The organism is Escherichia sp. XD33, from assembly GCF_019375075.1.
Taxonomy (GTDB): domain Bacteria; phylum Pseudomonadota; class Gammaproteobacteria; order Enterobacterales; family Enterobacteriaceae; genus Enterobacter; species Enterobacter flexneri_A.
Window position 1 is genome coordinate 1 of the sequence record NZ_JAENDM010000143.1, and the last position, 2,614, is coordinate 2,614.

The window sequence follows — 2,614 nt, forward strand, 5'->3', positions numbered from 1 at the left end:
TGCTGAATGAAGAGAACCCGCATCAGCTGCAGCAGCTTATCCGGCTGCCGGGGCAGCAGTATGATGAGGAGTCCGGCCTGTATTACAACCGCCACCGCTATTATGACCCGCTGCAGGGGAGGTATATCACTCAGGATCCGATTGGGCTGAAGGGGGGATGGAATTTTTATCAGTATCCGTTGAATCCAGTTACGAATACAGATCCTCTGGGGTTAGAAGTTTTTCCTAGACCATTCCCCTTGCCAATTCCATGGCCCAAAAGCCCTGCACAGCAGCAAGCAGATGATAATGCTGCAAAAGCATTGACAAAATGGTGGAACGATACAGCATCACAAAGAATATTTGACTCTCTAATATTGAATAATCCGGGACTAGCATTAGATATAACAATGATAGCTTCTCGTGGAAATGTTGCAGACACAGGGATAACTGATCGTGTCAATGACATAATAAATGACAGATTCTGGAGTGATGGGAAAAAACCCGACAGATGTGACGTACTTCAGGAACTAATTGATTGTGGTGATATTAGTGCTAAAGATGCAAAAAGCACACAGAAAGCCTGGAATTGTCGTCACTCCAGACAGTCAAACGATAAAAAAAGATAGCCCTTGTGGAGGTTCCTGCAATGTCAAATACATACCAGAAAAGAAAGGCAAGTAAAGAGTATGGTTTATATAATCAATGTAAGAAACTAAATGATGATGAATTATTTCGCTTACTTGATGATCACAATTCCTTGAAAAGGATTTCATCTGCCAGAGTATTACAGTTAAGAGGTGGGCAAGACGCTGTTAGATTGGCAATTGAGTTCTGCTCTGATAAAAATTATATCCGTAGAGATATCGGAGCATTTATACTCGGGCAAATAAAAATTTGCAAAAAATGCGAAGATAATGTTTTTAATATTTTGAACAATATGGCATTGAATGATAAGAGCGCTTGCGTTCGAGCTACGGCAATCGAGTCAACGGCTCAGCGATGCAAGAAAAACCCAATTTATTCACCTAAAATAGTAGAACAATCTCAAATTACTGCTTTTGATAAATCGACTAATGTCAGACGTGCTACAGCATTTGCTATTTCTGTTATCAATGATAAAGCAACAATTCCACTATTGATTAATCTGTTAAAAGATCCAAATGGAGATGTCAGAAACTGGGCCGCATTTGCAATAAATATCAATAAATATGATAATAGTGATATTAGGGATTGTTTTGTGGAGATGCTTCAGGATAAAAATGAGGAAGTCCGTATTGAAGCAATAATCGGACTTTCCTACAGAAAAGATAAAAGGGTTTTATCTGTTTTATGCGATGAGTTAAAAAAAAATACTGTTTATGATGATATCATTGAAGCTGCGGGTGAATTAGGTGATAAAACGCTACTTCCTGTTTTAGATACTATGTTGTACAAGTTTGATGACAATGAAATTATAACTTCCGCTATTGATAAGCTGAAGCGTTCATAGCGTGAGTTGCCTATGCACAGTGGGGGATTCCCGCCGGCACGGTGCAGATGCTCGACCGGCTGGAAAGTGAAATCCTGGCTGACCGGGTGAGTGAGGAAAGCCGCCGCTGGCTGGCATCGTGCGGCCTGACCGTGGAGCAGATGAAAAACCAGATGGACCCGGTGTACACGCCGGCGCGAAAAATCCACCTGTACCACTGCGACCATCGCGGCCTGCCGCTGGCGCTCATCAGCACGGAAGGGGCAACAGCGTAGTGCGCAGAATATGATGAATGGGGCAACCTGCTGAGTGATGAGAACCCGCATCATCTGCAGCAGCTCATTCGCCTGCCGGGTCAGCAGTATGATGAGGAGTCCGGCCTGTATTACAACCGCCACCGCTATTATGACCCGCTGCAGGGGCGGTATATCACTCAGGATCCGATTGGGCTGAAGGGGGGATGGAATTTTTATCAGTATCCGTTGAATCCGGTCATAAATGTAGATCCGCAAGGTTTGGTTGATATAAATTTATACCCCGAAAGTGATCTTATCCATTCTGTAGCTGATGAGATTAATATCCCAGGCGTTTTCACAATCGGGGGGCATGGTACCCCCACATCTATTGAATCCGCAACGCGCAGTATCATGACAGCTAAAGATCTAGCATATCTAATTAAATTTGATGGGAATTATAAAGATGGGATGACAGTTTGGTTATTTTCTTGTAATACAGGTAAAGGACAAAATTCATTTGCTAGCCAATTAGCTAAAGAGTTACATACAAATGTAATAGGACCTGACACGCTATGGACGTGGTGGGGGCGAGGAACTAATGGTAAGTTAAAAATGGATACAGTGCTAACAGCACCAACGAACCTTAATTCAAATAAGGATCTAATGGCTATAACAACAAAAGACCTTGGTAATTGGATAACATATGGGTAATGCTGCCAACTTACTGATTTAGTGTATGATGGTGATTTTAAGGTGCTTGCGTGGCTTCCATTTCCATCAGATGTCCTTCCTGCTCCGCTACTGAAGGCGTGGTGCGTAACGGCAAAAGCACTGCCGGACATCAGCGCTATCTCTGCTCTCATTGCCGTAAAACATGGCAACTACAGTTCACTTACACCGCCTCTCAGCCCGGTACGCACCAGAAAAT

At 43.1% G+C, this 2,614-nt stretch carries 4 protein-coding genes and 1 pseudogene; all 5 read left to right on the top strand.

The features are described 5' to 3' along the window. Positions 1-608, top strand: a 608-nt coding sequence (locus K0778_RS25580) for a polymorphic toxin type 34 domain-containing protein (RefSeq protein WP_024191283.1), incomplete at its 5' end; no start/stop codon positions are given. 20 nt (positions 609-628) lie between these two features. Then, on the top strand, positions 629-1,471 hold the full coding sequence (locus K0778_RS25585) for a HEAT repeat domain-containing protein (protein ID WP_000072850.1): 843 nt from the start codon (positions 629-631) through the stop codon (positions 1,469-1,471). Positions 1,472-1,500: 29 nt separating this feature from the next. Next, positions 1,501-1,968 (top strand): annotated as a pseudogene (locus K0778_RS28090) (RHS repeat-associated core domain-containing protein); the annotation flags it as partial. A gap of 129 nt (positions 1,969-2,097) precedes the next feature. Beyond that, the gene (locus tag K0778_RS28095) at positions 2,098-2,397 is read left to right on the top strand and encodes a hypothetical protein (RefSeq protein WP_114141711.1); all 300 of its coding nucleotides are present in this window, start codon (positions 2,098-2,100) and stop codon (positions 2,395-2,397) included. Positions 2,398-2,447: 50 nt separating this feature from the next. Then, positions 2,448-2,614: IS1 family transposase (locus K0778_RS25595; RefSeq protein WP_047664789.1), on the top strand; the 167-nt coding region annotated here is incomplete at its 3' end.

What these genes read in the sequence shown, in the direction of transcription:
- K0778_RS25585 (WP_000072850.1), top strand. Translation starts at nt 629, where the DNA reads ATGTCAAATACATACCAGAAAAGAAAGGCAAGTAAAGAGTATGGTTTA.
- K0778_RS28095 (WP_114141711.1), top strand. Translation starts at nt 2,098, where the DNA reads ATGACAGCTAAAGATCTAGCATATCTAATTAAATTTGATGGGAATTAT.